This is a genomic window from Plantactinospora sp. CA-294935 (assembly GCF_050936445.1).
Lineage (GTDB): Bacteria > Actinomycetota > Actinomycetes > Mycobacteriales > Micromonosporaceae > Plantactinospora.
In genome coordinates, this window is the sequence record NZ_JBNJMU010000001.1 from 4377617 (window position 1) to 4398226 (window position 20610).

The window sequence follows — 20610 nt, forward strand, 5'->3', positions numbered from 1 at the left end:
GCCGGCGGTACCGGCGGCGTGATCAGAAGCAGGTGATGACAACCTGGGTCCCTGCCGGCACCGGAGTATTCTCGTTCGGGTTCTGGATCCGGACCGTCCCGTTCGGGTTGAACTGCACCGCGACGGCCAGACCCTGGCCCTCCAGGAGCTGCTTCGCCTGCTGGCAGGGCAGGTCGACCACCCGGGGCATGTTGACGGCCGGCGGGCCGTTGCTGACGTCGACCTTGATCTGCGCGTTCTTCTCCACCCCGGCGCCGTCCTGCGGCGTCTGCGCGATCACCTGGTCCTTGGGCTTGTCGGAGTCCTTGTACGACTCGGTCAGCTCGAGGCCGAGGTCCTTGACGATGTTGCGTACCTCTTTGATGTCCTTGCCGACCAGGACCGGGACGCTGATCGGCGCCTTGCCCTTGCTGACGATGACCGTGATCTTGTCACCGGGCTTGACCTCGGTGCCGACCTTCGGGCTGGTGGCGATCACCACACCCTCCGGCAGGTTGTCGTTGTAGCGGTCGGTGCCGCGGACCAGGACCAGGTTCGCGTTTTCCAGGTCGAGCTGGGCCAGGTCGAGCGTCTTGCCGACCACGTCCGGCACCGGGAAGCGCTCCGGACCGAGGGACAGGGTGAGGGTGATCGTGCCGCCCCGCCGGATCCGGCTCGTCGACTCGGGATCCTGGGCGAGCACCTTGTCCTTGGCGATGTCCTCGCTGTAGCGGGGGTCCGCGTACTTGACCACGAAGCCCGACCGTTCGGCCTGGGCCTGCGCCTCCGTCCCGGCCAGCCCGGCCAGGCTCGGCGCCTCGGTGTAGCGGCCGAACGCGAACCACCAGCCGGCCATCCCGGCGACCAGGGCGAGCGCGACCACGGTCACCACGACCGAGGCCCGACCGGCGAAGAGCCGCCCGCCGACCTCGCGGACCCGGTCGAGGAGATCGGAACCGGGGCTGGCCGCCGCGCGGCGGCGGTGCGGGGTGGTGCGTTCCCGAGGCTGCTCGGGCAGGCGGGCCCAGGAGGGGCGGTCGGTGGGGCGTACCGACGAGACGACCATGGTGGGCTGCTGCACCGCCATGGTCGGCTGGTCGACGGCGGGGATCTGCCGCAGTACCGCCGTGTTGGCGTTGGCGACGGTGCCGAGGTCGTCCCGGACCACCTGGACCTCGGCCTGGAACGCGCCCGCGTCCGTGGGCCGGGCACCCGGGTCACGCCGGGTCGCCCGGCGGACCAGCTCGTCGAGGACCGGCGGCAGGCCGGGGACCAGCCCGGAGGGCGGCGGTACGTCCCGGTCGACGTGCTGCCAGGCGACGTCCACGGCCCGGTCACCGTCGTACGGGACCCGGCCGGTGAGCATCTCGAAGAGCACGATTCCGGCGGCGTAGACGTCGGTACGCGGGTCGGCGCGGCCCTCGGTGACCAGCTCCGGTGCCACGTAGGCGACCGTCGCCATCAACTGGTTGCCGCCCTCGGTGTCGGAGCTCGCCTCGACCGCCCGGGCGAGCCCGAAGTCGGCGACCTTCACCACACTGTCGACGAGGTTGGCCGGGCCACCGCTTGGCGCCTCGGCGACCAGCACGTTCTCGGGTTTCACGTCCCGGTGCACCAGGCCGGCCCGGTGCGCGGCACCGATCGCGGCGAGCATCTGCTCCAGGATCGCGAGCGCCTCGCTCGGGTTGAGCCGCTTGCGCTCGGCCAGGATCTCGCGCAGGGTCCGGCCCCGGACGTACTCCATGACCAGGTACGGCAGGCCGCCATGGGTGCCCTGGTCGTAGACGGCCACCACGTTCGGGTGGGTCAACCGGGCGATGGTCTTGGCCTCGTCGGTGAACCGCTCCAGGAATCCGGCGATCTGCACCTGCGCGGCCTGCGCCTGGTTCGGATGAATGATCTTGATCGCGACCGTACGGTCCAGCCGCTCGTCGATGGCGGTGTAGACGGTTGCCATCCCACCACGGGCCACGCGACCGCGGATGCGGTAGCGTCCGTCGATCAGCGAGTTCAGCAGCGTGTCGGCGACCTGTATGTCCATCGGCAGGCAGTCTATGTCTCCAGGGGGCGGCGGCAGAACAGGATGCCACAGCCGACGCCGAAGCGAAAAGTTCGTGTCGCGCGTTCCGCGCTTGGCGGAGATCGCTTCGGCCGGATTTGCCGGTGTCGTCCCGCTCATCCTGGCCGAGTCGTCCTGCTCATCCTGGCCGAGTCGTTTCGCTCATCCTGGCCGAGTCTCCCACTCATCCTGGCCGTGTCGTCCTGCTCATCCTGACCGGGTCGTTTCGCTCATCCTGGCCGAGTCGTCCGGTTCTGCCCAGCCGAGTCGGCCGGTAGCCTCGCGGGGAGCCGTTCGTCCGGTCCCGGGGGCGGCGTGGCAAGGTGAGCGGGTGACCGAATCCTCACCCGTCGACCCGCAGCCGACCGAGCCGGCCGGCTGGCTGAGCCTCCCGGACGTCGCCGAACACCTCGAGGTGTCGATCAGCAAGGTGCACCAGATGATCCGGGACCGGGAGTTGCTGGCGGTCCGTCGGGACGGAACCCGGGTGATTCCGGTTGAGCTGGTGGCGAACCGGACCGTACGCAAGCACCTGCCGGGCATCCTCACCCTGCTGCACGACGCCGGGTACGACGACGAGGCGGCGCTGCGCTGGCTCTACCTGCCCGACGACACCCTGCCGGGCATTCCGGCGGCGGCACTCGGTGACGACCGGGCCCGCGAGGTCAAGCGCCGGGCCCAGGCCACCGGCTTCTGAGGCGGATCTCGCCGGATGGAGCGATTCGCCTACCTCGCGGTGCTCGCCGGGTGCGTCGGCGCCGCGCTGTGGCTGGAACCGGTCCTGCGGGTCAACGTGTTGCGGCGGTGGCGGCGGTTGCTGCTCACCCTGCTACCCGTGGTGGTGCTCTTCGCGCTCTGGGACCTGGCCGCGATAGCCGCCGGACACTGGACCTTCGACCCGGAGCAGACCACCGGGGTACTGCTCCCCGGCGGCCTGCCGTTGGACGAACTGCTCTTCTTCGTCGTCGTACCCTGCTGTGCCATCCTCGGCTTCGAGGCGGTTCGCGCGGTGCTGCGCTGGCCGGCCGGCGACGAGTCGCCGTGAGCTACACGGTGGCCACCCTGCTGGGGGTGGCCGGCGCTGTACTGGCCGACCTCTTCGTGCTGCGTACCCGGCTGCTGCTCCGGCCGGTGTTCTGGGCCACGTACCCGATCATCGTGTTCTTCCAGTTGATCTCCAACGGCATCCTGACCGGCCGGGGCATCGTCCGGTACGCCCCGGACGAGATCATCGGCTGGCGCCTGGCGTACGCGCCGGTGGAGGACCTGCTGTTCGGCTTCGCCCTGGTGCTGCTGACCCTGGCCGTCTGGGTCCGGCTGGGCCGGGCCGGCGTGCAGCGAACCCCGGCCGCCGGTGAGGGCTCCCCGCTGCTCCGGCTGGTCGACCGCAAACGATCGGACCGCCAGGCCCCGCCACCGCTGGAGCGGGAGGGCTAACGGTCCCGGCACCGCTGGAGCGAGAGCGTTAACGGTCCGGCACCGCTGGAGCGGGAGGGCTAACGGTCCCGGCACCGCTGGAGCGAGAGCGTTAACGGTCCGGCACCGCTGGAGCGGGAGCGCTAACGGTCCCGGCACCGCTGGAGCGGGAGCGCTAACGGTCCCGCCGCCCCTGGAGCGAGAGCGTCAACACGTCCGCCTCGGCTTGACCGAGACCGTCGACGGGGTCGACCGTCAGCCCCGTCGCCGGAACCGCCGGTTCCGGTACGCCACCCCGGCCAGGACCAGCAGCAGGGCCACGTCGAAGAGGGCACCGGGCAGCTTGGTGAGCACGGCCAGCCCGAGCCCGCTGGGCAGCACCAGGAAGCTGAGCACGACCACCGCGACGGCCACCCGGTGGACCCGGCGCCGGACGGACAGGCCCGCCGCGAGCACGGTGACGGCGATCAGCCCGTACCAGGGGTAGAAGATCGGGGAGAGCAGGGCGAGGGCGGTGAAGGCCAGGCCGGTGATGGTCACCAGTCGACGGCGGGCGCGGGTCGGGTCGGGTGCCGAGCCGGCCAGCCCGGCCCGGACCAGCAGGATCGCGAGCGTCCCGGCCAGCGCGACGACGCCGAGGAGTCGGGCCGCCGCCACCGCGCCGTCGACCGCCTCCGGGCGTCCGGCGAGCCGCAGCAAGTATCCGACCGCCATGCCCAGCCCGGTGGGTACCGAGGTCCACTGCACCAGCCGGCCGGTGTCGGAGAGGGCGGAGATCCAGCCGAGGTCGAGGCCGGTGGCCAGAGTCACCCCGGCGAACGCCAGGACCGCACCGGCCAGCCCTCCGGCGGCCGACAGCGCCAGCAGCCGGCGATCGAGGAGTACGCCCGGCGAGCGTGCCCGCCAGGCGGGCGGTCGCCTTCCGGCCCCGCCGGCCCGCTCGTCGTGCGTCAGGCAGGCGGTGCCGGCGGCGCTGGCAGAGCCCGGGGCGGGACCGGGCCGGACGGTGGCGAGGAGCAGGGCGAACGGCAGCGCCACGATCGCGGTGACCTTGATCGCGACCGCCAGCCCGAGTAGTGCGCCGGTGACGAGGCCGGCCCGCCCGGCGCCGAAGGCCGACGGCCCGCCGGCTGCCAGGGACAACGCGGCCAGGACCAGCCCCAGCACCAGGGCGTCGTTGTGCGCCCCGCCGAGCGCGTGGACCAGGACGAGCGGGGAGACCAGACCGAGCCAGGTGGCGTGGACCGGATCGACGCCAGCCGCCCGGGCCAGCCGGGGCAGGCAGCCGGCGACGAGTACGACGCCGGCCAGCGCCTCGGCGCGGAGCAGTGCGATCGCGACCAGCAGTTGGCCGTCGGTGGACGTGGTGACCGCCCGGGCGACCGCGACCGCCCCGCCGGCCAGGGCCACCGCCAGCGGCCCGTACGGGGTCGGGGTGTCCCGCCACAGCGCGGGTACGGCGTCCGACCAGACACACCCGCCCGGCAGGACGCCGACCGAGTACGGGTCGACACCGTCGAGCCAGAGTGCACCCTGGCAGGCGTAGGCGTACGCGTCCCGGCTGCCGACGGGGGGCGCGACCAGCAGCGGAGCCGCCCAGAGCAGCCCGGTACCCAGCAGCCAGCCCAGCGGTACGCTCGCCGGCTCGCGCCGCACCCGTACGCCGAGCCGCCACCAGATGCCCGCCAGCGCCGCCAGCCCGGTGACCCAACCGGCCAGGCCGAGCCAGTATCCCCAGGTGTGCGGCACCGGCGCCGCCTCGGCGGCACCCGCCGGCAGTGCTCCCGCCGCATAGGCGCTGGCCGCCAGCGTCGCACTGGCGGCGAGCCCTGCCATCCGGAGCCGGCTGGGCCGATCCGGGGCGGGCGCTGCGACGGGTCGCACGAGACCAGCATCTCCAGTCGCCGGTACGCCGGACGGCCGGTTTCGCCCGGGAGGCCGGAAAGACGGGCGGTCAAGAGCGGGCCCTGTCGGCTCAGTCCTTGCGGCGGGTGGCCACGACGGCGAGGTCCACCAGTACCTCTCGGGCCTCGGCCTCCAGATCGACGCCGACCAGCGCGGCCAGCGCGGTGTCGGTGAGCGTGGCTATCCGCCGCTCGGTGCGGTCGAGTGCCCCGCTGCTGGTGATGATCTCGCGCAGGACCTCGATGCCGGCCCGGTCGAGCCCGGGGTCACCGAGCCGGCGGTTCAGCAGTTCCCGTCCGGCCGGGCTGGTCGCCTCCAGGGCTGCCGCCACCAGGTAGGTACGTTTGCCTTCCCGCAGGTCGTCCCCGGCCGGCTTACCGGTCTGGCCGGGATCGCCGAATACGCCGAGTACGTCGTCCCGGAGTTGGAACGCCTCGCCCAGCGGCAGCCCGTACCCCGAATACGCGGCCCGCAGTTCGGCGGGCGCGTCGGCGAGCGCGGCGCCGAACAGCAGCGGTCGCTCGACGGTGTATTTCGCGGACTTGTACCGGGCGACCTTGCTCGCCCGGTCGACCGAGGCGTCCCGGGTCGCCTGGGCGAGCACGTCCAGGTACTGCCCGATGGTGACCTCGGCACGCATCTCGTCGAAGACCGGCCGGGCCCGGCTGACCACGATCGGGTCGAGGCCGCTGTCGTGCAGCAGCTCGTCGGACCAGACCAGGCACAGGTCGCCGAGCAGGATGGCGCTGGACTCGCCGAACCCGTCCGGTTCGCCGCCCCAGCCGGCCGCCCGGTGTTGAGCGGCGAAGCGGCGGTGGATCGACGGCTCGCCGCGCCGCGTGTCGGACCGGTCCATCAGGTCGTCGTGAATCAGGGCGCTCGCCTGCACGAACTCCAGTGCGGCCAGGCCGCTGACGATCTCGTCGGAGTCGAGCCCGCCCGCCCCCCGGTAGCCCCAGTAGCCGAACGCCGGCCGCAGTCGCTTGCCGCCACCGAGCACGAACGCCTCCAGCGCGTCGGCGACCGTGGCGAGCCCGTCGTCGACGCCGGTCATCCAGGCGCGTTGTCTGACGAGGAACCGGGCCAACGAGTTGTCGACCCGCTGGCGCAGGCCAGCGCGGTCGACCGGTGGGACGGGGGCGGATGCGGTCACGCCATGACGCTAGTGGATCGACCATCCGAGTGTGTGGTGCGGCTACGCCACCAGCTTCGGGCCGTGGCCGGCGTCACCTGACTCATCCGACTGTCCGCCCTGCTCACAGGCATGATCGATTCGCTCGCCGCCGGTGCGGCCCACCCCTTCCGGCAGAGAGATTGATCGATGAGTGCCGCCGGCGGAGCCGCCGACGATCAGCCGGCGTGCCCCCGCCACGCCGGCTGAAAGATCGGCTCATTGCCGTCCGGCACCGGCTCATGGTCAGCGGCTCGGGGGCATCCGGCGTGCCTCGGTCGACGCCGGGACCGGCTCATCGCCGTCCGACCCGCCCCGGTCGACTGGACGGGCGTGTGGGGTCATCCGGCCAGAGCTGCCGGCGGTGTCGCGGGCAGGTAGCGACGGGCGGCTGCCGCCAGCGCCGCGTGCCGTCGGCCGGCAGACTCCGTCCGGTACACCGCGAGCCGCCGGCCGACACCGGCCAGTTCGGCCGCCGCCCGCGCCGACCCGGACCGTACGGTGTCGAGTAGCGCCGCGTCCGCCACCTCGGCGGCCCGTTCCCACTCGCCGAGGTCGAGATAGGCGCGGGCCAGCCAGGCGCCGTAAACCGCCGCCGTCCTCGGCTGTCCAGGCCGGGTCAGCGCGGCGCGGAGCAGCGGCTCGGCGCGCAGCGGGCGGCGTAGTGCGGCAAGGCAGCGGCCGGTCATCGCGGCGAATTCGCCCTCGTCCAGCCAGTAGAGCCAGGCCGGTTCCCGGGGCGGCTCGCGTCGTCCGGCCGCCCGCTCGGCGGCGCGCAGCGCGGCGTACGCGGTCCGGCGCCGCCCGCACCGCGCCGCGCCGAAGGCGATCCGGTGCAGCAGCAGCGCACGCAGTCCCGCCGGGGCGGTACGCCGGGCGCCGAGATATCCGGTACGGGCGAGCAGCAGGCCGCCCCGGGCGTCGCCGAAGGCGCTGAGCAGGTGGCTCGCCGAGCCGAGTACGTGCGCGCCGAGGCTCCGGTCACCGGCACCGGCGGCAGCGGCCAGCGCCAGCCGGTAGGCGCGGAGTGCGGCACCGACCTTGCCCGCGTCGGTGTGCAGCCAGCCGGCGAGCTGCGCCGCCTCGGCGACCAGCGGCAGTGCCCGCCGCCCGGGGCGGCCGGTCGCGCACCGCGCCGTGGCGAGGGTGAGCCGGCCGGCCGGGGACGACAGGAGGTCATCTCCGCCCACCAGGTCGTCGAGCCGCCGCACCCCGGCGAGCCCGGCCGCGTCGAGCGGCAACTCGGGTGCCTGCTCGCCAGCCGTTCCCGACCGGCCCGAATCCATCCACGCCGGCCCACCGGAGACCACTCCGGCCGATTCGACCGAGACCACTCCGGCCGATTCGACCGAGACCACTCCGGCCGGTTCGACCGAGGTCGCTCGGATCGGTTCGACCGGGATGGTGATCGTCGGTCCGACCGGCCCGTCCGGATCGGTGAGCCAGGTGTGCGCGGAGGTCAGCAACTCCTGCCGGGCCCGGGCCACGCCCGGATTTCCACCGTCTCTGCCCTCTCCGCCGTCGGCCGTCGTGGGCCGGCTCGCGGCGGCGGCGACCGCCAGCTCTTCGACGGGCACTTCGAGTACGGCCGCCAGCCAGTTCAGCCAGAACTCGCCGGGCACCCGCTGCTGCCGCTCCCACCGGGACACCTCGTGCCGGCTGACCGTCGGTACGCCGGAGGCGGCGCAGAGCTGCTCGGCCACCCGGAGCTGGCTCCAGCCTCTGGCCAAGCGCAATTCTGTCAGCAAGGTGCCGAGTGAAGCCGGCCCGGCGCGGCGGCGGGACGCGGAGTCATGCGGGTGGTGTTCGGGTCGGGGCATGGGCGGTCCTTCGACGGGTGACGATCTGACGAACCTGCTGCTGACCCCCGCGCACGACCCCAGACCGGCGAACCGCCCTCCCTGCGCGGCTCAATTCCTACCGGCTGGGTACGACGTTCTACCCCCGACATCTCATCAACTCGGGTCGTAGCGTGGTCGTGACTTCTCACCGTGTCGGGGACTGCGGACCTCGGTCGGTCCAGGCAACGAATCTCGCGAACATCTCGGCCAGATTGGGATCCCTACTCGGATTCAGCGCGTTCAGATCGGTCATCGCCTCGTGGAGCACGGCCACCATGAGGATCGACAGGGCAGCCGGCGCGAGTTCGAATTCGCCCCGGAGGAGCAGGCGTGCCATCGGACATGGCCACGGTGCGGCGCAGGTGCGGCAGAGCCAGAGCGGCCGAGTCGGTGGATGTGGATGGATTCGAGGTGGCAGGCGGTCGAAGACGGGCGAGTGGTTGGCCGGAGTCATACCTCTAAGGTGCCCTCTGTCGTTGACCTTAGTCAAGGCGTAGGGTCAACGATCTAGCGTCCTTGGTGTGGAGCCTGAGCTTGTCGGAGCACACGAGATCCGTGTCATGCTCGGCGGCATCAGCAAACAGCGAGTGCACGTGATTACCAGCCACCGCAACTTTCCCGAGCCGTACCAAGAACTGGTGATGGGGAAGGTCTGGCGCAAGTCAGATGTCGAGGCGTGGATCCGGCAGCACCGCCCTGACCTGGTCACGGACTGAACGCCCGCCTGTAGTCCGGTTCGGGGTGCGGTTCAGGGACGGATGGGGATCATCCCCGATCACGCCACCCGTGCCACCGACCTAGCGTCGGAGGGCATGTCCGCTTCCGTACGTCAGACCGATGATCCTCGGGGCAGCCGGATACCGACTCGGTGGACCCGACCGGTGCAGAACCTGACCCTCGTCTGCTCGCTTCTCTTCCTGGTCGGCACGACGCTACAGAACTTCGTGATCATCGACCTTCGGGCGATGGAGGAGATGATGCGGCTGGCCGGCTCGACCGAGGCGCAGGCCCACGCCGACGCGCCCGGCTTCCTGACCGGGTTCCGGATCGTCGGCTGCGTCTACCTGGTCGGCAATGCCGTCGGCCTGCTCGCCAGGACCGGATGGGCCTGGGTCTTCTGGACGGTGCTGGCCGTGAACGCGACCCAGGCGGCCGGACTGGTGATGATCCCGCCGGAGGTCTTCGAGGCCACCCGGGACCGGTTCGGCGTGCCGGGGTTGCTGCCGTCGTACGTCACGGACGGCGGTGCGGCGGTGCTCACCGTCGTACTGCTGGCGGCCCTGGTGCGGTACCGGCGGCCGTGGGCGTACGCGAGGACTCCGGCACGGTAGCTCCCCGCCCCGCAGCCGGTACGCGTGCTGGCCCCGGGGGCCAAAGTGCTGGCCCCGGGGGCCAGTGGGCTGGCCCCTCCCCGCCGGCTCCTCCCCGTCGGCCCGATCCGCCGTTCGATCGGAGGCGACGGCCACCGTCGACCGGTACGCCTCCCCGAGGCACCGGCCGGCACCGGTGACCGTCGATTTCGATCGACCGCCGAGGAGTGCCGCCATGCCCACCGAGTTGCCGTTCGACCCGGAGAACCCGCCCGACGAGCCGCCGCCGGAGGTGGTGCAGCCGATGGCCTGGCGGCTGGCGGTACGCCTGCACCGGGAGCACAGTCCGCTGCCGGCCGGGCCGGCGCCCCCGGTCTCCGGCCCGGCCGGGCCGAACGTCTGCCGTGCCTGCGCCGACCCCTGGCCCTGCCACGGCCGGCAGATCGCCGTACGCGGACTGCTCGCCGCCTGTCGGGCTCCCGACGCCCATGGGTGACCCTTAGATGGGATCGAAAAGCGGACTCCGCACCCGAACGGGACCGAATGGTGCAAGGCCGAGCCGGTCCGACCGGTAGAGTCGCGGCGTGGCGCTCGGTCTTCCCTCTGTCCTCCCCGACTCGCGGCCGTCGATCGGGGACCTCGTCCGTGGTCCCGCGCCGACCTTCTCCTTCGAGTTCTTCCCGCCGAAGACGGAGAAGGGCGAGCGGCTGCTCTGGCAGGCGATCCGCGAGCTGGAGTCGCTGCGCCCGTCGTTCGTCTCGATCACCTATGGTGCCGGCGGGACGACCCGGGACACCACCGTCGCGGTGACCGAGCGGGTCGCGACCGAGACCACCCTGCTGCCGATGGCGCATCTGACCGCGGTCAACCACTCGGTCGCCGAGCTGCGCAACGTGATCGGCCGGCTGGCCGGCGCCGGGGTGCGGAACGTGCTCGCGGTGCGCGGCGACCCGCCGGGCAACCCGATGGGCGAGTGGGTACAGCACCCGGCCGGTGTCCTCTATGCCGAGGAACTGGTCCGACTGGTCCGCGAGGCGGGCGACTTCAGCGTCGGGGTGGCGGCGTTCCCGTACAAACACCCTCGGTCGCCGGACATCGCCACCGACACGCGGTACTTCATCCAGAAGTGCCGGGCCGGAGCCGACTTCGCGATCACCCAGATGTTCTTCGACGCCGACGACTATCTCCGGTTGCGCGACCGGGTGGCGGCGGCCGGCTGCGACACGCCGATCCTGCCCGGCGTCATGCCGGTCACCCAGCTCAGCACGATCGAGCGCTCCCAGCAGCTCTCCGGGGCGCCGTTCCCGCCCGCGCTGGCCGCGCAGTTCGAGCGGGTCGCCGACGATCCGGAGGCGGTCCGCCGGCTCGGCGTCCAGCAGGCCAGCGAGATGTGTCGCCGACTGCTCGACGAGGGTGTGCCCGGCATCCACTTCATCACCCTCAACCGGTCGACCGCGACCCGCGAGGTATGGCAGAGCCTCCAGGCCGGCGTCGGAGTCTGAACGGATGCGGCCCGAGCCGGTGCCGGGCCCGTGCGGCGGCATCCGACGCCACGCCGGCCCCGCCGTCGACCCGGATCCGGGCCCGCAGGCGCGACCTGGGCCGCCGTCCGACGGTTGAGCCAGCGTGGGCAACCGGTTGACGTGGGACGAGTACGCCAACAAATGGGCGCGGCTGCACGGCGGCTTCGACCCCCGGATGGCCACCACCTCGGTGCGCCGCTGGCTGCGGATGTCGTACGTCCTGGGCTGTTTCCTCGCCCGGCTGCACGTGTCGCCGACCGCGGTGACGGTGTTCGGGGTGCTGCTCTGCATCGGCGTACCGGTGGCGGTCGGCCAGTCCCGGCCGGGGCCGGTCGGGCCGCTCCTGGCGGCGGGGTTCGTGCTGCTCGCCGCCGTGGCGGACAGCATCGACGGCGCGGTCGCCGTGGTCACCGGCCGGACGACCCGGCTCGGGTACGTCTACGACTCGCTGGCCGACCGGGTCGGCGAGGTCCTCTGGTTGATCGCCTTCTGGCTGGTGGGCGCCCCCGGCGTGCTGGTGGTGGCGGCCGGAGCGCTCTCCTGGTTGCACGAGTACACCCGGGCCCGTTCGGTCTCGGCGGGGATGAAGGAGATCGGCACCGTCACCGTGGGGGAGCGGCCGAGCCGGGTCAGCGTCGCCGTGGTGGGACTGCTGGTCGCCGGGGTGGCACATCTGATCATGCCGGAGCTGGCGGCCGGCACGATCACCGTGGCCACCGCGATCTGGGTGTTGCTCGGCTTCTTCGGCATGGTCCAGTTGCTCTCGGCGGTGCGCCGGTCGCTGGACACCGGCAAGGAGCCGACCGGCCGAGGGCCGGGCGGTAGTGCGCCGGTTGGGCAACCGTCGGCCGCCGGTCGGCCGGTCGGGGTGGAGTCCTCCGGTCGCCAGCCGATCGGGGAGGAGTCGACCGGCACCGATGTCCCCGGCAAGGAGTTGGCCCGCCGCGAGCCGACCGGAGTCGAACTGAGCCGCCGCGAACCACCCGAGTGACGGCGGCGAGCCACCTGGATGATGGCCGCGAGTGACGGCCGCGATCAGGCCGGGCCGATCTCGCCCGCGACGATCTGCGCGGAGAGTGCTACCAGCGGCAGTCCGCCGCCCGGGTGGGTGGAGCCACCGACCAGGAACAGACCACGGGCCGGACCCCGGTTGGCGGGCCGCAGCAGCCCGCCGACGCTGCCGTGGATCGCCCCGCCCGGGGCGCCGGCCGTGCTGGCCAGGTCGTCCGGGGTACGCGTCTCGCGGAAGACCAGCCGGTCCCGCACGTCCACACCACGGTCGGCGAGGACTTCGAGGACCCGGTCGGCGTAGGCGTCCGCCAGCCCCGGCCGGCGCCAGTCGACCCCGCCCAGCGTCCGTCCCTGCCGGGGCGCGTTGACCAGTACGAACCATGCCTCGTGCCCGGCCGGCCGGACCAGTGGATCGTCGGGCACGCTGACGAACACCGTCGGGTCGGCCACCGGGCGGGCCGGTACGCCCCGGCCGGGGTCGCCGAAGACCGCGTCGAACTCGGCGTCGTAGTCGGCCGGAAAGAAGACGTTGTGGTGGGCCAGCCCGGATTCACCGCGTACTCCGAGCAGCAGTACGAAGCCGGCCAGGCTGCGGTCGGTCAGCCGGGCCAGCCGGTCCGGGGTCGGCAGCAGATCCCGGTAGAGGGTCAGCGCGTCGGTGTTCGCCACCACGACGTCCGCCGGTACCGGGTTGACGGCGCCGGCCAGCCGTACCCCGTGCACCCGACCGCCGGCCGCGTCGATGCCGGTGACGGTGCTGCCGGTCGCCACCACCACACCCAGGTCGAGGCAGCGGGAGAGCAGCGCGTCGGCGAGGGCGCCGAGCCCGCCGCGCGGGTACCAGCCGCCGAAGGTCAGTTCGGCGTACGGGATGGCGGCGAGCGCGGCCGGTGCCCGGCGCGGATCGGCGCCGGTGTAGGTGGCGTACCGGTCCAACAGCATCCGGAGCCGGGGATCGCGCAGGTGGCGCCGGCCCAGGTCGCGTAGGGTCCGACCGGGGGCGATCGCGGCCAAATCACCGAGCCGCCAGGAGAGCTTCGCCAGGTCCCGGGGGGAGTCGACGGGCCGGCGCAGCACGTCCCGCCAGGAGGCCGTCCAGACCCGCTCGGCGCGGCGCCACAGCCGTCGCCAGTCGTCGGCGGACTCCGCGCCGAACCGCTCGGCGATCCGGGCCGCGAAGACCTCGGGATCGGCGCACGAGTCGAGCACCGTCCCCGGGCCCGCCCGGCCCGGCGCCGGCCTGTCCACCGCCGGCCCGTGCAGCGGTGGTTCGATCGACGACAGTGGGAAAACGTGCCGGACGATGGGGTCCAGCGGGATCAGGTCGAGGTACTCGTCCAGTTTGGCGCCGGTCGCCTCGAACAGGTCGGCGAAGACCTGCGGCAGGGTGAGCAGGCTGGGACCGGTGTCGAACCGGAACGTCCCGACCGGCGTCTCCCGGACGTACCGGCCGAGTTTGCCACCGACCACATCGGACCGCTCGTAGACGGCGACCTCGTGGCCGAGTGCCGCTAATCGGGCTGCGGCGGCCAAACCGCCCACGCCCGCGCCGATGACGACCACCCGACTCACGTACGCCCCCTCGTCACGGTCAACCGCCGTCGCCGTACCGGTGGCCGGAGCGGCGCGCGGGTGCGTACCCGTCGCCGGCTCGGCGCGCCGACCGTCCCCTCCACGGATCAGCGCACCGGTCGGCCCCGCCAGGTGAGCCGCCCCCGCCTTCGCAGATGGTACGACCGGAAGGTGAGCCAACCGAGGACCGCGACCGACAACGGATGTGTCAATGCGTCCGGCCAGCCCCGGCCGCCGGTCGCCCGGGCGCTGACCAGGCGTCCGAGCACCCCGAGCAGATAGCCGAGCAGCGCCGCCAGGGCAGCCGTCGGCGCGCCGGCCAGTGCCGCGCCGACGGCGAGCAGCGGCGGCACGGCGTACAGCAGGAGCAGCAGGAGCACGACGGCGGTGGCGCCGGCCGGCGACCCGAACGCGGCCCAGAGCGACTTGGTGTAGCCGTCCCGCAGCTCCGGCCAGGAGCCGTACATCCGGCACTCGGCCAGCCGGGAGCCGTCGGCCAGCGCGATCCGCCCGCCGGACCGCTTCACCGCCCGGGCCAGCTCGATGTCCTCCAGCACCCGGTCCCGGACCGCCGCGTGCCCACCGGCCCGCCGGTAGCCGGCCCGGTCCAGCACCAGGAACTGGCCACCGGCGGCGGCCAGGCTCGGCCGGGGCGAGCGCTCCATCGCCGCCAGCGGCAGGAAGGTCAGCCAGAGCCACTGCAACAGCGGCTGGACCAGCCGCTCACCCGGCGAGCCGGCCACGATCCGGGGGTACGGGGAGAGCAGCACCGCCGAGGCCGACCGGAGCGTGTGCACGGCGGCGGCGACCGCGTACGGGCCGAGCGTCACGTCGGCGTCCACGAAGACCAACACCTGCGCCCTCGCGTCGGCCCGGTCGGCGAGCTGCTGGCAGGCGTACGGCTTGCCGAGCCAGCCGGGCGGCGGCGGTGCACCGCCGAGCAGGCGTACCCGGGGATCTCCGGCCGCGACCGCCCGGACCACCTCGGCGGTGCCGTCGGTCGACCCGTCGTCGAGCACCACGATCTCCCACTCGGGTACGCCCCGCTGGGCGAGCAGCGCCCGCAGGCACGGCCCGACCCGGGTCGCCTCGTCGCGTACCGGCAGCAGCACCGCGACCGGCTCGTCGGTGCGGGCGGCGCCGGGCGGGGGACGGCGCAGCCAGCGGGTGGCGTTGAGCCAGGCGTGCCCGGTCAGCAGCCCGACCACGGCGGTCAGCGCCCAGCCCAGCAGCGTGCCGGTCATGCCGGCGGTCCGACGGCGGTGCCCGGTGTCCAGCCGGGCAGCGTGCCGGTCATGCCGGTGCGGTGGCGCCGCTGCGGGACCGCCGTCGCCGTCGGGCCAGCCGCACCGCGAGCGGGCCGGCGACGACCGCCATGGCCAGCCCACCCCAGCCGGCCGAGGCGGGCAGGCCGAGGAAGACCGCGTGCGCGAGGACACTGCCGGCGTAGGTCCAGAGGTAGAGGGCGTACATCGGGGCGTCCCGGACGGCGGCGAGCCCGGCGGTCCGGCCGGCGACCGGCCCGAGCAGCGCCATCAGGAGTACGGCGAAGAGCAGCCAGCCGAGGTAGTTGCTGACCGGGACGTCCGGCACCCCCGGCAGGGCCGGATCCGGGTCCCGCCAGCTCCAGTAGCCCTCGGCGACCATCTGCGGATCGAGGAACAGGTCCCAGCCGGCCAGCCCCACCGCGGCCAGCCCGATCCGGGCCGCCCCGGGCCGGGTCAGCCGGACCGCGGCGAGCCAGGCCGGCCAGGCCATCCAGGTCCAGGCCAGCGGGATCACCAGTGGTACCCCGGTCAGCTTCGGGCCCAGCACGCCGGAGTAGGCGTACCCGCCGAACGGCACGCCGGTGGCCACGCCGAGCGCCTCGACCGCCAGCCCGCCGCCGGTGGTGACCAGTACCAGCCCGACGGCCACCCGGAGACCCCGGGTGAGCAGGGCGTGGCTCACCGACAGCAGCCAGCCGAGACAGACCGTGGCGACGGTCAGCCGGGCCCGCTCGGCGCCCCCGGTCAGCGGATAGCCGATCTGGGCCAGCACCAGTACGCCGAGCAGCAGCCAGCTCAGCCGGCCGGCAGGAGGTCCTCCGGCGGTCGTCGCTCCGGCGGTCATCGCTCCGGCGGGGGCAGCGGCAGGTCCCGGCCCAGCACCGCGAAGGCCCGCTCGTCGCCGGGGAAGCGGAAGTCCCGCAACACGTCGACGAAGCCGAACCGTCGGTAGAGCCGCCAGGCCCGGGAGGTCCGCTCGTCAGCCTCCGGGGTGGAGAGCAGCGTGGTGCTGCCCTCGGCCATCCCGAGCAGGGCCCGGAGCTGGCGGGCACCGAGCTGGTGCCCCTGGGCGGCGGTCCGGACGTGCAGCTCGACCACCTCGAAGCAGTCCTCGAACCACGTCTTGCGGGCGTCGCCGGAGAGCGCGTTGTAGACCTGGTCGTGCCACCACTGTCCGGGCGCGGAGAGATATCCGTAGCCGAAGCCGACCAGGTGACCGGTGGTGCTGAGGGTGGCGACGGCGCGGAACCCCGGCCGGCGTACGTGGGTCGCGATGTAGCCGCGACGGGCCTCCAGCAACTCGGCCCGGTATCCCATCGCCTCGCCGTAGACCGACACCACCTCGTCGAGCCGCCGGGCGAGATCGTCCGGTTTCCACGGCACCAGCCTCATGGTCGTCCGCTCCTCACTACCTGGCCGGTGTCGGGTTCCGGGGCACCGCCGGACCCGACCCAGCCGAGCACCGCCGGGTCACCGGCGAGATTCCCTACCTCGAACCGCGCGAACAGTTCCTCGGCGTACCAGCGTTGGCTGGTCGTACGAGCGATGGCCGCGCGGTGCTCCGGGGAACGGTACGCGAACTGACGCAGGTACGTCGCGTTCCGCCACACGCTGACCGTGCCCTGCCAGCCGAGCGGCGCCTCGCCGATGCCGAACCGGGCCAGCAGGCCGGGAGCGTCCCGCAGCGCGGCGGCGACGGGCGGGACGGCCCGCCAGAAGGTGCCGGCGCGCAGCGGTCGCAACCGGGCCCGGGTGAGCGCCAGTACCGGCCGGTCCGGTGCGGCGCCCGCCGCTGCACTGTCCGGCCCGGACCGGGGTACGCCGACGAACGGCTCGGCTCCGGGTCGGGGTACGCCGAACGGCTCGGCTCCGGGTCGGGATACGCCGCCGAACGGCTCGGCTCCGGACCACCGGCCCCGGCTGGCCAGTGGTCGCAGGTCGAGCCGGGCGCCGGCCAGGGCCACGCGTCGCCAGGCCCGGCCCACCGGGGTCTCGTCGAATGCGGCGGCCCGCTCCGGGTCGGCCCAGACGACCAGCGCGGCCCAACGGGTCAGGTCGGCGTCGGAGGGGCCGAACCCGGTGCCCGTCCCGGTGCCGAGCAGCTTGCCGAACCGTACGCCGGGAAGCGCCCGCAGCCGGTGCCGGTCGACGGCCATCCGGGTCAGCGCCCGGGGCAGGGCGCGCGAAGGCACCCGCCAGACGTGCAGGGTGACCAGCCGTACCGGGGTCGGGTCGCCGGGCGGCCCGGGCGTGCCGCGCCCGGTCGAGTCGCGGTCGGGCCCGCTCACGCCACCCCGGCAGGGCTGCCGGCGGTGATCCGCAGCAGCTCGGCGAAGGTGGTCGGGAAGACCGCCCGGGGCACGCCGCCGGCTGCCCAGATCTCCGGAAAGTCGGCGAGCGCGGTGTCGACCAGGGTACGGATCGGCTTCGGGTGCCCGAGCGGGGCGACGCCACCGATCGGCTGGCCGGTGTGTTCCCGGACGAACTCCGGGCTGGCCCGGCGCAACGCGGGCAGCCCGAGGTCGGCGGCGACCCGGGCAGTGTCCACCCGGTGCGCCCCCGAGGTGAGCACCAGCAGGGGATCGCCGCCCGCGTCGAAGATCAGCGAGTTGGCGATCTGGCCCACCTCGACACCGAGGGCCGCCGCCGCGGCGGCCGCGGTGTGCACCGCCTCCGGCAGGATCCGGACCTGGCTCGGCCCGCCGGAGCCGTCGCGGCCGCCCGCGTTGTCCAGCGCGTCCTGCACCGCCCGCACGTTCGGATGTGGCTGCATGGGTTCTATCTTGCCTGCCAGGCCGGCGGTGTCGTGCCTGCCTCCCGGCGTCGGCGACGTCCCGCCGGCCAGGTCGCCGGTGTCGGGTCGCCCTCGGCGGGGCCGACCGCCCGCCGGTAACGCCGCGACCGGTCGGTCGACCTGACGAAGGTCGTACGGACGAATGACCTTCGACCGGAGACGTCGGGGGAAACGAGCGACTACGTTGATCCGCTATGAGTGTGTTGCGGCGGATTCTGCTGGTGGTGCCGTTGCTCCTGCTCGGCGGGGCGGTGGTGGCCCTGCTGGCTCCGGGCGGACTGGGCGATCCGCGGCCGCGGGTGGTGACCGACGGGCCGTCCGCCGAGGCGTACCGGGGGATGGTCGGACACGCCGGTGAGCTGCCCGGCTGGCTGCACGGCCTGGGGGAGTACGCCGCCGCTGGTGGCCTGCTGGTCCTCGCCGGGCTGCTGACCCGGGTCGGCTGGCTCGGCTGGCGGCGCAGGCGTACCCCCGACGCGCTCGGCGCGCTCCTGGTCGGCCTCGGCACGGTGCTGGCGTACCTGGTCAGCGAGGCGGTGAAGCTGGTCGTCGACCAGGAGCGGCCGTGCCGCGCGTTCGCCGACGTGGTGACCTGGGTGTCCTGCCCGCCGGTCGGGGACTGGTCGTTCCCGAGCAACCACTCGACCCTGGCCGGTGGGCTGGCGACCGGGCTGGTCCTGCTGGCTCCCCGGCTCGGCTACGTGGCGGTGCCGGTGGCCGCGGCGGTGGCGGCGCTGAGGGTGGCGGCCGGAGTGCACTATCCGCACGACGTGGTCGCCGGGCTGCTGCTCGGCGCGGCGGCCAGCGCCGCACTGCTGATCGCGCTCCGCCCCGCCTCCCGCCGTTGACCGCCGGCCCGGACGCTCCGGCGGTCGACGGCGGGCCGGTCAGGCGATCCGGCGGATCCGGCGGACGGCGAGATAGACCAGGAGTACGGCGAGAGCGACGAAGATCCCCGTCTCGATGCCCTGGAACAGCCAGAACCGGTCGGCGGGCTGATAGAGCTGCCAGTTGTACGCCCCGGGCCCGACACCGAGCCCTTCGCCGCAGCCGGCGCCCGGCCCGGTGGGGTTCGGCGGGCACTGGATCGAGCCGCCGCTCACCACCAGCTCGCCGTCGGCGTTCCGTACACCGCTGGTGAGGATCCAGTCGCCGGCCATCTCGTTCGGCGCGACGGCGGTGTCCAGGACCGGGAAGGTGAGCGTCTCGGCGGGCAGGTAGCGGGGTCTGCCCAGGGTGGCCAGGACGACGCGCAGGCCGATGAACCCGACCAGGGTGCCGGCCATCGCCGGGAGCATCCGGTGCCAGCAGGTGCCGACGAAGATGCCCAGCGCGACGGCGAACAGCGTGTACCCGATCGGTGCCACGCCCTGCATGTCAAAGAAGAACTGGTCGAACCGGACCTGCCGGCCGGCCTGGTTCAGCGGAGCCAGCCACCAGCCGACGCCCAGCCCGTAGCCGACCGCCAGGACCAGGGTGACGGCGCCGACGAGCCCGAACTTGACCAGGGCCCAGTGCCGGCGGCTGATGCCCTGGGTCCAGACCAGCCGGTGGGTGCCCTGCTCGACCTCACGGGCCACCAGCGGGGCGCCCCAGAACAGGCCGACCAGCAGGGGCAGCACGAGGAACAGGATGGCGACCAGCAGCAGGGTGCTGTACTTCTCGTTGAACTGGTTGAACGCCTCGTGGCAGGACTCGTTGCCGCCCGGGCCGGCCTTGCCCAGCGTACGGACGCACTCCGGCAGCCCGAGGTCGGCGTAGCTGCTCCGCATGGCCAGGCCGGTCGGGACCATCAGCGCGGCGAGGGCGGCGAGCGCGGCCAGTGCGAACAGGGCCTGCCTGCGGTGCTGCCGCCAGGTCAGCCAGATCATGCCGGCACCCCCCACGCCGCGTTGCTGGTCGGCCGGTCGCCGTCGGCCAGATAGCCGAGGATGACGTCCTCCAGGGTCACCTCGTGTGCGGTCCAGGAGGGGTCGCCGATCGGCCCGTCGGTGCGGACCAGCAGTGTGGACTGCCGGTCGGTGTGGCTGGTCCGGACCACCGACGCGACACCGGGGATCGGCTCGCCATCGTGCCGGGGACCGACCAGTTGCCGGTGCTCGGCGACCAGGTCCTCGACCGGGCCGACGAGCTTGACCTGGGCGCCGTGCAGCACGACGAGGTAGTCGCAGACCCGTTCGAGGTCGGCCAGCAGGTGCGAGGAGAGCAGCACGGTGGTGCCGGACTCGGCGACGCTGCCCATCAGGACCTGGAGGAACTCGCGCCGGGCGAGCGGGTCGAGGCTGGCGACCGGCTCGTCGAGCAGCAGCAGCCGGGGCTGTTTCGCCAGGGCCAGTGCGAGCGCCACCTGGGCGCGCTGGCCACCGGAGAGTTTGCCGACCGGCTTGTCCGGCGGGATGCCGAGCTGGGCCAGCCGGGTCCGGGCCAGGGTACCGTCCCAGCGACGGTTCAGCTTGCTGCCCATCGTGACCAGTTCACCGGCGGTGAAGTCCCGGTAGAGCGGGGTGTCCTGGGCGACGAACCCGATCTCGGCCAGTGCCGTCGTGTTGTCGTACGGCGTCTCGCCGAAGACGCGTACCGTTCCGGCGTCGGGCCGGAGCAGCCCGACCGCCAGGTGCAGCAGGGTGCTCTTGCCGGCACCGTTCGGGCCGACCAGCGCGGCGATCCGTCCGGCCGGCAGGCGCAGCGAGCAGTCCCGCAGTGCCCAGGTGGTGCCGTATCGCTTGCCGAGCTGGTCGGTCTCCAGCGCTGTCTCCATCTT

Annotated in this window: 21 protein-coding genes and 1 pseudogene; 9 read left to right on the forward strand and 13 right to left on the reverse strand. The window is 73.4% G+C overall.

What is annotated here, in order from left to right; genetic code table 11:
* Positions 1 to 22 precede the first annotated feature (22 nt).
* Complete coding sequence (gene pknB, locus ACQEVC_RS19580; protein ID WP_432879469.1) at positions 23 to 2020, reverse strand: Stk1 family PASTA domain-containing Ser/Thr kinase; 1998 nt, start codon at positions 2018 to 2020, stop codon at positions 23 to 25.
* A 349-nt stretch (positions 2021 to 2369) separates the two neighbouring features.
* On the opposite strand from pknB, the gene ACQEVC_RS19585 reads away from it, so the two are divergent.
* The 3 genes from ACQEVC_RS19585 to ACQEVC_RS19595 are packed head-to-tail and all read left to right on the forward strand — an operon-like array spanning position 2370 to position 3475.
* A complete protein-coding gene (locus tag ACQEVC_RS19585; RefSeq protein ID WP_432879471.1) occupies positions 2370 to 2735 on the forward strand; it encodes an Rv2175c family DNA-binding protein in 366 nt (121 codons plus the stop codon).
* A 15-nt stretch (positions 2736 to 2750) separates the two neighbouring features.
* Positions 2751 to 3083: a lycopene cyclase domain-containing protein gene (locus ACQEVC_RS19590; protein WP_432879473.1), complete on the forward strand. Its 333-nt coding sequence runs from the start codon at positions 2751 to 2753 to the stop codon at positions 3081 to 3083.
* Positions 3080 to 3475: a lycopene cyclase domain-containing protein gene (locus ACQEVC_RS19595; RefSeq protein WP_432879475.1), complete on the forward strand. Its 396-nt coding sequence runs from the start codon at positions 3080 to 3082 to the stop codon at positions 3473 to 3475. The genes ACQEVC_RS19590 and ACQEVC_RS19595 overlap by 4 nt, the downstream gene beginning before the upstream one ends.
* Before the next feature lie 234 nt (positions 3476 to 3709).
* On the opposite strand, the gene mptB is transcribed toward ACQEVC_RS19595, so the two are convergent.
* The 4 genes from mptB to ACQEVC_RS19615 form a co-directional block, all read right to left on the reverse strand.
* Positions 3710 to 5290: a polyprenol phosphomannose-dependent alpha 1,6 mannosyltransferase MptB gene (gene mptB, locus ACQEVC_RS19600; RefSeq protein ID WP_432879477.1), complete on the reverse strand. Its 1581-nt coding sequence runs from the start codon at positions 5288 to 5290 to the stop codon at positions 3710 to 3712.
* Between the two features lie 139 nt (positions 5291 to 5429).
* The gene (locus ACQEVC_RS19605; RefSeq protein ID WP_432879480.1) at positions 5430 to 6512 is read right to left on the reverse strand and encodes a polyprenyl synthetase family protein; all 1083 of its coding nucleotides are present in this window, start codon (positions 6510 to 6512) and stop codon (positions 5430 to 5432) included.
* 359 nt (positions 6513 to 6871) lie between these two features.
* Complete coding sequence (locus tag ACQEVC_RS19610; RefSeq protein WP_432879482.1) at positions 6872 to 8260, reverse strand: helix-turn-helix domain-containing protein; 1389 nt, start codon at positions 8258 to 8260, stop codon at positions 6872 to 6874.
* 256 nt (positions 8261 to 8516) lie between these two features.
* Complete coding sequence (locus ACQEVC_RS19615; RefSeq protein ID WP_318394396.1) at positions 8517 to 8708, reverse strand: hypothetical protein; 192 nt, start codon at positions 8706 to 8708, stop codon at positions 8517 to 8519.
* Between the two features lie 184 nt (positions 8709 to 8892).
* Between ACQEVC_RS19615 and ACQEVC_RS19620 the strand changes: the two genes are divergently transcribed.
* The 5 genes and pseudogenes from ACQEVC_RS19620 to ACQEVC_RS19640 form a co-directional block, all read left to right on the forward strand.
* Positions 8893 to 9087, forward strand: coding sequence for a hypothetical protein (locus ACQEVC_RS19620; protein WP_318394624.1), 195 nt, complete (start codon positions 8893 to 8895; stop codon positions 9085 to 9087).
* Positions 9088 to 9252: 165 nt separating this feature from the next.
* On the forward strand, positions 9253 to 9702 hold the full coding sequence (locus tag ACQEVC_RS19625) for a hypothetical protein (protein WP_432879484.1): 450 nt from the start codon (positions 9253 to 9255) through the stop codon (positions 9700 to 9702).
* Positions 9703 to 9916: 214 nt separating this feature from the next.
* Positions 9917 to 10177 (forward strand): hypothetical protein, encoded by a 261-nt coding sequence (locus ACQEVC_RS19630; RefSeq protein WP_432879487.1) that lies wholly within the window; start codon positions 9917 to 9919, stop codon positions 10175 to 10177.
* Positions 10178 to 10265: 88 nt separating this feature from the next.
* Positions 10266 to 11183 carry a methylenetetrahydrofolate reductase [NAD(P)H] gene (gene metF, locus ACQEVC_RS19635; protein WP_432879489.1) on the forward strand — a complete coding sequence of 306 codons (918 nt, stop codon included), beginning with the start codon at positions 10266 to 10268 and terminating at the stop codon, positions 11181 to 11183.
* A 124-nt stretch (positions 11184 to 11307) separates the two neighbouring features.
* Positions 11308 to 11988: pseudogene (locus ACQEVC_RS19640) on the forward strand (CDP-alcohol phosphatidyltransferase family protein); the annotation flags it as partial.
* A 251-nt stretch (positions 11989 to 12239) separates the two neighbouring features.
* On the opposite strand, the gene ACQEVC_RS19645 reads toward ACQEVC_RS19640, so the two are convergent.
* The 6 genes from ACQEVC_RS19645 to ACQEVC_RS19670 all read right to left on the reverse strand — a co-directional run bounded on the left by ACQEVC_RS19645 (position 12240) and on the right by ACQEVC_RS19670 (position 17828).
* A complete protein-coding gene (locus tag ACQEVC_RS19645) occupies positions 12240 to 13787 on the reverse strand; it encodes a phytoene desaturase family protein (RefSeq protein ID WP_432879492.1) in 1548 nt (515 codons plus the stop codon).
* A gap of 107 nt (positions 13788 to 13894) precedes the next feature.
* Positions 13895 to 15031 carry a glycosyltransferase family 2 protein gene (locus ACQEVC_RS19650; RefSeq protein ID WP_432879495.1) on the reverse strand — a complete coding sequence of 379 codons (1137 nt, stop codon included), beginning with the start codon at positions 15029 to 15031 and terminating at the stop codon, positions 13895 to 13897.
* A 49-nt stretch (positions 15032 to 15080) separates the two neighbouring features.
* On the reverse strand, positions 15081 to 15899 hold the full coding sequence (locus tag ACQEVC_RS19655; protein WP_432879497.1) for a carotenoid biosynthesis protein: 819 nt from the start codon (positions 15897 to 15899) through the stop codon (positions 15081 to 15083).
* Positions 15896 to 16447, reverse strand: coding sequence for a GNAT family N-acetyltransferase (locus tag ACQEVC_RS19660; protein WP_318394403.1), 552 nt, complete (start codon positions 16445 to 16447; stop codon positions 15896 to 15898). Before ACQEVC_RS19660 ends, ACQEVC_RS19655 begins: the two co-directional genes overlap by 4 nt.
* Positions 16444 to 17343, reverse strand: a complete 900-nt coding sequence (locus ACQEVC_RS19665) for a monooxygenase (protein WP_432879501.1) — start codon at positions 17341 to 17343, stop codon at positions 16444 to 16446. The genes ACQEVC_RS19660 and ACQEVC_RS19665 overlap by 4 nt, the downstream gene beginning before the upstream one ends.
* On the reverse strand, positions 17340 to 17828 hold the full coding sequence (locus ACQEVC_RS19670) for a YbaK/EbsC family protein (protein ID WP_432879504.1): 489 nt from the start codon (positions 17826 to 17828) through the stop codon (positions 17340 to 17342). Before ACQEVC_RS19670 ends, ACQEVC_RS19665 begins: the two co-directional genes overlap by 4 nt.
* A 215-nt stretch (positions 17829 to 18043) precedes the next feature.
* On the opposite strand from ACQEVC_RS19670, the gene ACQEVC_RS19675 reads away from it, so the two are divergent.
* Positions 18044 to 18697, forward strand: a complete 654-nt coding sequence (locus tag ACQEVC_RS19675) for a phosphatase PAP2 family protein (protein ID WP_432879506.1) — start codon at positions 18044 to 18046, stop codon at positions 18695 to 18697.
* 39 nt (positions 18698 to 18736) lie between these two features.
* Here ACQEVC_RS19675 and ACQEVC_RS19680 read toward each other — a convergent pair whose 3' ends face one another.
* Both ACQEVC_RS19680 and ACQEVC_RS19685 read right to left on the reverse strand, forming a co-directional pair.
* On the reverse strand, positions 18737 to 19720 hold the full coding sequence (locus ACQEVC_RS19680) for an ABC transporter permease (RefSeq protein ID WP_432879509.1): 984 nt from the start codon (positions 19718 to 19720) through the stop codon (positions 18737 to 18739).
* Positions 19717 to 20607, reverse strand: a complete 891-nt coding sequence (locus ACQEVC_RS19685; protein WP_432879512.1) for an ABC transporter ATP-binding protein — start codon at positions 20605 to 20607, stop codon at positions 19717 to 19719. The genes ACQEVC_RS19680 and ACQEVC_RS19685 overlap by 4 nt, the downstream gene beginning before the upstream one ends.
* Positions 20608 to 20610: the final 3 nt, after the last annotated feature.

Excerpts from the sequence above, each read along its gene's own strand:
- pknB (WP_432879469.1), bottom strand. The coding sequence starts at position 2,020 with ATGGACATACAGGTCGCCGACACGCTGCTGAACTCGCTGATCGACGGA.
- ACQEVC_RS19590 (WP_432879473.1), top strand. The coding sequence starts at position 2,751 with ATGGAGCGATTCGCCTACCTCGCGGTGCTCGCCGGGTGCGTCGGCGCC.
- mptB (WP_432879477.1), bottom strand. The coding sequence starts at position 5,290 with ATGGCAGGGCTCGCCGCCAGTGCGACGCTGGCGGCCAGCGCCTATGCG.
- ACQEVC_RS19615 (WP_318394396.1), bottom strand. The coding sequence starts at position 8,708 with ATGGCACGCCTGCTCCTCCGGGGCGAATTCGAACTCGCGCCGGCTGCC.
- ACQEVC_RS19630 (WP_432879487.1), top strand. The coding sequence starts at position 9,917 with ATGCCCACCGAGTTGCCGTTCGACCCGGAGAACCCGCCCGACGAGCCG.
- ACQEVC_RS19650 (WP_432879495.1), bottom strand. The coding sequence starts at position 15,031 with ATGACCGGCACGCTGCTGGGCTGGGCGCTGACCGCCGTGGTCGGGCTG.
- ACQEVC_RS19655 (WP_432879497.1), bottom strand. The coding sequence starts at position 15,899 with ATGACCGCCGGAGCGACGACCGCCGGAGGACCTCCTGCCGGCCGGCTG.
- ACQEVC_RS19660 (WP_318394403.1), bottom strand. The coding sequence starts at position 16,447 with ATGAGGCTGGTGCCGTGGAAACCGGACGATCTCGCCCGGCGGCTCGAC.
- ACQEVC_RS19670 (WP_432879504.1), bottom strand. The coding sequence starts at position 17,828 with ATGCAGCCACATCCGAACGTGCGGGCGGTGCAGGACGCGCTGGACAAC.
- ACQEVC_RS19675 (WP_432879506.1), top strand. The coding sequence starts at position 18,044 with ATGAGTGTGTTGCGGCGGATTCTGCTGGTGGTGCCGTTGCTCCTGCTC.
- ACQEVC_RS19680 (WP_432879509.1), bottom strand. The coding sequence starts at position 19,720 with ATGATCTGGCTGACCTGGCGGCAGCACCGCAGGCAGGCCCTGTTCGCA.
- ACQEVC_RS19685 (WP_432879512.1), bottom strand. The coding sequence starts at position 20,607 with ATGGAGACAGCGCTGGAGACCGACCAGCTCGGCAAGCGATACGGCACC.